Source organism: Protofrankia sp. Cj3, assembly GCF_917627355.1.
GTDB lineage: Bacteria > Actinomycetota > Actinomycetes > Frankiales > Frankiaceae > Protofrankia.
Genome location: NZ_CAKJTR010000229.1, coordinates 1 through 6,623 on the forward strand (window position 1 = coordinate 1; position 6,623 = coordinate 6,623).

The following is a 6,623-nucleotide window of genomic DNA, read 5'->3' on the forward strand; positions in this document are numbered from 1 at the left end:
AGAGTTGCCATGTTTGAACCCCGGTTGATCTCGGTCGACCGGGGTTGATCTTTTTCGATGGGAAGCGGGCCGTAGGGCCGCTGCCGGGGCATGCGGCCGGCGAGGCTCGGCGCCTGCCCGTGTGGGCGGGGGTCGTCGTCGTGCTGGTCGGTCTCCGCTGTGTTCTCGGGATCTTGGGTGTCCTCGATGAGGCTTCGTGTCTCATGGGCGAGACGGACGTCGAGATCCTCGGCGAGGAGCTGAGCGAGGGGGCTGCACGGATCGGCGCCCGCGAGGGTGTGTCCCAGGACGTAGAAGCGGTGGAAGGTGGCCTGGTTGAGCTGCTGTTTCACGCTGTCGGGTGCGGTGCGGTAGAGCGTGTGGCTATCCTCGCAGAGCAGCATGATTCGGTCGATGGCGTCTTCGATGGTCTTCCACTGGGCCTGGCAGGTGTCGAGGAGCCGGCGGGCGGCGTCGAGCGCGCGGCGTAGCCGCTCTTGTTCCTCCTTGAAAAGATCTTCGTCGACTGTGTCGTTGAGGTGAAGGCGTAGGAGCTTGCGGCGTTCCTCGTCCAGGCTGGTGATTTTCTTCTTCTGGCGGGTGGCTTCGGCGTGGCCGTGGGTGGCGATCGTGCGGGCGGCGGTGATGACGAGGCTGCGGATGTGGGCGCGCTGGGTGTCGGTGAGGCTGATCCGGGTCCACCATTGTTCGACTTCCCGTTCGACGAGTTCGACGCGGATGTAGGGTTGGGTGCAGGAACGGGTGTCGCGTTGGCGGCCGAGACAGTAGAAGTATGGGTAGATTCCGCCCCATCGGCCGGTCGCGTTGATGATTCCCATCCGGGAGCCGCACTCTCCGCAGAACAGTGATCCTTTCAAGTGATGGAAGTGTCGCTGTGGTTTGTCTCCGGTTTTATTCCGTGCCCGAAGAACGGCTTGAACCTGGTCGAACGTCTCGCGGCTGATGAAGACAGGGTGGCGTCCGTTCTCGTAGAGAACGCCGTCGAACCGGACGCACCCGATGTAGTAGGGGTTGGTGAGTATCTTGTGGACGTGGGATTTGTTCAGGGGCCGTTCCGGGTATTTCGTGGTGGCGCGGTTGGTCAGGCCTCGGGCCTGGAGGGCTGTGGTCATGCTGGCGAGGGTGTAGCGGCCGGTGGCGAATTCCTCCCAGGCCCATCGGACGTGTTCCCACCGGTCGGGGTCAAGGCTGATTGATCGGATTTCTCGGCCGTCGAAGCGTTCACGGATGTTGAGATACCCGATGGGTGCCAGGCCGGGTGTTCCGCCTTTGCGGGCTTTCTCGGACATCTTGAAACTGATGTCCTTCCCGCTGGCAGCGGACTGGAACTCGTTGACCGACGACAGGATGCCGTGGACAAGCATGCCGACCGGTGACTCGTCGATGTTCTCCGTCGCGGAGACGAGTTGGACACCGAGACGTCGTAGCGCCATGGAGAAGATCGCGTCTTCGTAGCGGTTACGAGCAAAACGGGACAGCTGGTACACGATGACCATGTCGACGTCACGCTCGCGTTCGATCCGGTCGAGCATCTGACGGAACGCTTCGCGCTTCTCCAGGTCCTTGTAGGCGGACCTGCCGGGTTCGATGTACTCGCCGACTACGTCGGTGTTGAGCTGCTGGGCCTTTTCACGGGTCTTGCGTCGCTGCGCGGGTAGCGAGATGCCTTCGGGGTCGTAGTCGGTGTTGACCTGATCTTTCCCTGACACGCGCAGATAGAGGATTGACCGCAGCCGTCGCGTGCCGTCGCCGACAACAGGGACTGGCTTGGCGGTCGTCATACTGGTAGGAAGGTCCAGCGGTATGTCACGTTGCGGACGGGTCACGGCTGCGGCTCCTGTTCATCGTGATGCGGATATGTCGACTCGGGCTGCTCCGTGGGAGTTTTCGGCGCGGGGTCGCGTTCGCGTACCGGGTATCTGCGACAGATATCCTTGAACAGCGCCCGGAGTTCGTTGGTTGCCTGGTCGGGCATCGCGTACTTTGCGGCAAGGTAGGCGGCGAATGTTGGAAGTGTTTCCGGAGGGATGTAGCCGGCGAGCGCGAACAGGTCTGTGTGGTCGATGCCCAGGACGTGCGCGATGCGTTGGAGGGTGCCGGGTGCCGGATGGTGGTAGTCGCCGTACTCGACGCGGGAGAGATAGGAGTGGCTCACTCCCGTACGTGCGGCCAGTTGTCGCAGGGACAGCCCCGCTTCCTGTCGTTTCCTGCGCAGATATGCACCGAGTGTCACCGCGTCGGACAGGCGTTCGTCCGGATCGTCGATCGGGGTCATGGGTGTCTTTCCTTCCTCGTCCCACGACACGATAAAAGATCACGGTTCGTTTTGTAAACAGTCCTGTCCTGGTATCACTGTTGGCCGCTGCTACTGGGCTCGGTGCGGCGGTTCTTGGTCGGGCGGAGCCGGTTGCGGCGTGTGGGTCGGATGTTCCGCGCGTCAGTGGACGATGCTGTGTTGTCGATCGTCATGTCTGTAGCCCACAGCAGCAGTGCGCCCGCGAACACGCGAAGATCAATTTCTTTGCGCGGATGGGCAACAACGATGACGCGAGGGCGTGCCAAGCCGAAAACCTCCGGACTGGAGAGGCAGGAAGCAAAGGGAGCGGCACAGGTGGTCGCGTGTATCGGCAGGGGCGTCCGCACGGTTGTCTGACGCTTGGCCGGTTGCTTTGCACGGGCGTGGCCCCGGGGTGTCGGGCTGTAGCGTGTAGCGGCCGGGTGGGGTGCCGGTGTGGCTCCGGGCCGGGTTTCGAGGGTGGCCGACAGAGTGCCGCTACCTGCTACAGCCGACTGTTTGCGCTGGTCGGAAGGGGCGCGAGGGTAGCGGGGGTTGTAGCGTTGGCGCTACAGCGACCCGGTGCGTGCTACCCGTCGCTGGCCGGGTCCGCGCGCCGGACGGCGGCCGTGATGTCGGTGGCGCGGGCGCCGCGGCGGACCAGACCGCCGGCACGGACGTTCGCCGAGGGCACCCCGAGATCACGTAGCTGTGCACTGATCGCATCGGCGGTGATGTCGGTGTAATGCTCCGGGAAGCGGGTGGCCAGCCGGGCGGCGAGGTCGGCCCAGTGCAGCCCGGATTCACCGGGCGCAAGCAGCGTGGCGACGTCGGCGAGCACGTTACGGGGCGTGCGGACGGTGGTCTGTCCGGCAGCGTGGCCCGACAGGGTGCCGAGTCGTTCGCGAAGTGCCCGGCCGGCGGTGAGGATCTTTTCAGCGTCCTGGGCGTCGGCGAGGAAGGTCCGGACGGTCGGGTTGGCCTCGCTCGCCCCGCGCAGGATGCCGACGCCTTTGTACTGCGGGAGCAGGGTGGAGGAGTCGAGCCCTTCGGAGTAGGCACCGGCGCCCAGGACAAGGTCACTGACCTGCCAGGAGCCGGTCCGTAGCGCGAAGCGGACGAGGTGGTTGTCCCGGAAGTCCGTGAATTTCCGGGCGACGTCGCCCCCGCTGCCGATCCCGGAGGGACGTTGGGTGGCGTCGCCGAGCAGGACACCGGCGGCGGGGGCGACCCGGACAAGGTAGACGAGCAGGTCGGCTATCTCCTGGTCGGCGGCTGGGTTGCCGGTGTTGAAGTACTCCTGGAACTCGTCGAGCAGCAGGAGGTGAACGGGCATGCCGTAGTCGAGGTTACGGGCGATCGCCCGGGTGAGTTTGCCCTCCGGGCAGACGTCGGACGGCAGGTCGGACAGACGCACGTAGCGTTGCCGGACATCTTCTTTGATCGCCCGTAGCGTGTCGATGAGTGTTTCGACGGGGTCGCCGTCACGGGTCGGGGCGAGTCCGAAGGAACACCGGTCTGCGAGCAACGCGAAGCGCCGCCAGTCGGGTTTCCCACCCCCGTCGAACACGCTGATCGTCACGTACGGGTCGAGCGCCGCGTATAGCGCCAACGCGCGCAGGGCGAAGGTTTTACCCTGCCGGGGCTGCGCACCGACGAGGATCGAGGTGAACATCAGGTCGATGGTGACCGCGCTGCCGCGTTCGTCGACGCCGAACGGCGCCGGTGTCCAGATGTCGGTGGGTGTGCGGGCCAGTAGCGGTGTGAGTCCTGCCGGGACGGCGAGGGGGTCGCGGTCGGCGACCCACAGCCCGTGTCGGCGGTGTGAGGTCGGGTCGCGGGTCAGGAACACCTGCGCGGTCGCGACGTCCAGTCCGGAGGCGATCGCGTCTCGGGCGCGGACCGCGTCGCCGAAGCCCTTCCCGTAGGGGAGATCGATCAGGACGCGGGAGCCTTCGCCGTCGCGTGCCATCGGGGAGCCGAACTCGATCTGTTGGCCGGGTTTGTCCGGCGCGCCGAGCCGCGCGGCGTAGTAGGCGCGTAGCACCACATCGGCTGTCAACCGCCGGTAGCGGGGGGTCACCACCGCGGAGGGCAGGAGCGGACGACCAGCGGGCCGTCCGAAGCGGGCCAGGACGACAAGTGCCGTCCCGCCGAGAAGCAGCGTGACCAGCCACGGCAGGACATCGACGACAGCAGGTAGCCAGAGCAAGCCCCATCCGAAGGCGAAGAACTCAACGGCGAGCGTCAGGCCGCGTCGTAGGCGGGTGGCTCGGACCTCACGGTGCAGCTTCAGCCAGGAAGCCGGGTCAGCGGCCTCGGCGGTCGTGTGCAGCAGGACGGCGGCCTCGGTGCACCACCACCAGCGGCGTTGCCTGTCGAGCAGACGAGCGGCGCCGACCGCTGCCGTCCAGGTGGTCAGCAGCGTGTACCAGGGCAGCCGGACGGCGTGGAAAGCGGCCACATGGGTGAGATGCCCGACCGTGTGCCGCACGGTCGGCGCCAGGGAGCCACGGCGCAGACCGGACGGGATGATCGGCTGGCGTTCGCCGTCGGACCACCGTCGATCGGTCGCCGTGGTGTCGGCGATGTCGACCGGTACCGGCCGGGCGGTCGGGTCGGGTACAGCGTCCAGGGGTATGTCGTAACTCGACGTGAAACGGACGGATCCTGTCGGCTCCGGAGACGCCGCGGGCCGGTAGGGCTCCACAAGCTGCGGGCCGCCATCGCTGGTCGCGTCGGTGTCGGGCGGGCCGGTCGTGGCTCCGTCGTGCGGCGGGGTCGGGGATGTGGCGTGGTAGCTGGTCAGGTCGGGCAGCCACCTGTCGGGTCGATCGACCGGGACGGGCAGCCGGTCGGTCGGCGAACCGGGATCGGCCGGCACCAGTGGCGCGCGGGGGTCGTCAGTCGTCATCGTGGCTCTCCATTGACCATCTGTTGGCTCCGGCGAACAGGTCGAGCACGAGGGAGGTGTCCATCCACGCTCCTGTGATGGCAAGCGCATCTGGTGGATAGGGTGTGCCGGGCGCACGAAAGGAACCGCGCGGAAAGAACGAGGAATGACGGTTTTTTCATCGGGCGCCCGGCACTCGTGGATGGTTCAGGTCACGATGCGATATCGGGAATCAGCCGGGAAAAATGACCGACGGCGAACGACAGGGCATCGGTGATTTCTTGTCGCATGATGGTGGCCGTGCCGGACGCGGCGAGGTAGTAACCGACCACGACACACAGGATTCCGGCGAGCAGTGAAAGACGGCGTGAACGCGCCGCAAGGGCCAGTGGAAGAACAAGGGCAGCGAGTCCCAGAAGAGCAGTCACGGGACAGCCCGCCTTTCGGAAGAGAAAAAGGGAGTCGTGCCGGGAAGGTGAAACAGGCCGCGGGGTGTCAGCCGTGGGTACGCGGGTTGTCCGGGTCCAAGCCGGGCATGCGGGCGGCATCGGTCGGCTCCAGGTCGATGTCAGGAGCGGCGTTGTCCGTGCCGGGCGCGCCGTCGCTGGTCCCGGCGTCGGCGTCGCGGGCGGTGGTGTAAGCGTTCCAGGCTCGGTTGCTGGCCCGGTAGGCGCGGGTGGAGTCGTTCGCGGCGATGGCGAACAGGCGCCACCAGGCCGCCCGTTCGGTCGGGTCGTCGCACTGCTCCGCGTGGGTGCTGACATGCTCGAGCAACCGTGAGGCGATGTCGACGCGGACGCTGGCACGCCTGGTCCGGGCGCGCAGGTCAGCGATGGTGAGCTCCGGCCGGTTCAGGCTGTCTCCCTCCGGAGGCTCCCCGGTCAGCGCGCCTGCTACCGCGGCATCACGGGCGTACTCAGCGACCGCGAACGCCTGTGGTGTCAGCGTGGACAGACGCTCGCTGACCATGCCCAACGCGGCCGACACGACCGGATGATCGGTCTCTAGCCGTATCTCGTGAACGAGCGTGGACAGGCGGAACAGATCGTCCAGGTGCGTCGATGCGCGTTCGGCCCGGTTGCGCAGGTCGTCGGCCGTGACGAAAGAAGCGTTCAGGCCGTCATCGGCTTGAGTCATACGAACATCATCTCTTTCTTAAGATTCCTCGGGTTTCTGTCGTCGCGGTCGGCGCTTTCCGAGAAGGTTCAGCGAAGCTGGTTGACCGCCCAGAAAACGGTGACGACGAGGATGCCGACGAGCAGGAACGGCAGGATGGTCGGGAGGAGTTCAACAAGCACCCATTGGAGGCCGGTGAAGAAAAGAATGAGGGCTGCGGTGCCGGCAATCCAACGGGTGATGGTCCCCAGTGGCGACCGATAGTAGTAGCGCGGCATGGGAGAATCTCCAGGTCGTGAGCAGGCGTCGGCCGGGTCCAGACGGCGCGTCCGGTTTTCT

Annotated in this window: 6 protein-coding genes; all 6 read right to left on the bottom strand. The window is 66.1% G+C overall.

Going from position 1 to position 6,623, the window contains the following annotated elements; genetic code table 11:
- Positions 1-1,826: recombinase family protein (locus MJ783_RS20925; RefSeq protein WP_239313017.1), on the bottom strand; the 1,826-nt coding region annotated here is incomplete at its 3' end.
- Positions 1,823-2,275 (bottom strand): helix-turn-helix domain-containing protein, encoded by a 453-nt coding sequence (locus tag MJ783_RS20930; RefSeq protein ID WP_239313018.1) that lies wholly within the window; start codon positions 2,273-2,275, stop codon positions 1,823-1,825. The genes MJ783_RS20925 and MJ783_RS20930, both read right to left, overlap by 4 nt.
- Before the next feature lie 589 nt (positions 2,276-2,864).
- Positions 2,865-5,189, bottom strand: coding sequence for a cell division protein FtsK (locus MJ783_RS20935; RefSeq protein ID WP_239313019.1), 2,325 nt, complete (start codon positions 5,187-5,189; stop codon positions 2,865-2,867).
- A gap of 191 nt (positions 5,190-5,380) precedes the next feature.
- Positions 5,381-5,596 (bottom strand): hypothetical protein, encoded by a 216-nt coding sequence (locus tag MJ783_RS20940; RefSeq protein WP_239313021.1) that lies wholly within the window; start codon positions 5,594-5,596, stop codon positions 5,381-5,383.
- A 67-nt stretch (positions 5,597-5,663) separates the two neighbouring features.
- On the bottom strand, positions 5,664-6,305 hold the full coding sequence (locus MJ783_RS20945; RefSeq protein WP_239313022.1) for a hypothetical protein: 642 nt from the start codon (positions 6,303-6,305) through the stop codon (positions 5,664-5,666).
- A gap of 68 nt (positions 6,306-6,373) precedes the next feature.
- On the bottom strand, positions 6,374-6,623 hold a 250-nt coding region (locus MJ783_RS20950; RefSeq protein WP_239313025.1), incomplete at its 5' end, for a spore germination protein.

What these genes read in the sequence shown, in the direction of transcription:
- MJ783_RS20930 (WP_239313018.1), bottom strand. Translation starts at nt 2,275, where the DNA reads ATGACCCCGATCGACGATCCGGACGAACGCCTGTCCGACGCGGTGACA.
- MJ783_RS20945 (WP_239313022.1), bottom strand. Translation starts at nt 6,305, where the DNA reads ATGACTCAAGCCGATGACGGCCTGAACGCTTCTTTCGTCACGGCCGAC.
- MJ783_RS20935 (WP_239313019.1), bottom strand. Translation starts at nt 5,189, where the DNA reads ATGACGACTGACGACCCCCGCGCGCCACTGGTGCCGGCCGATCCCGGT.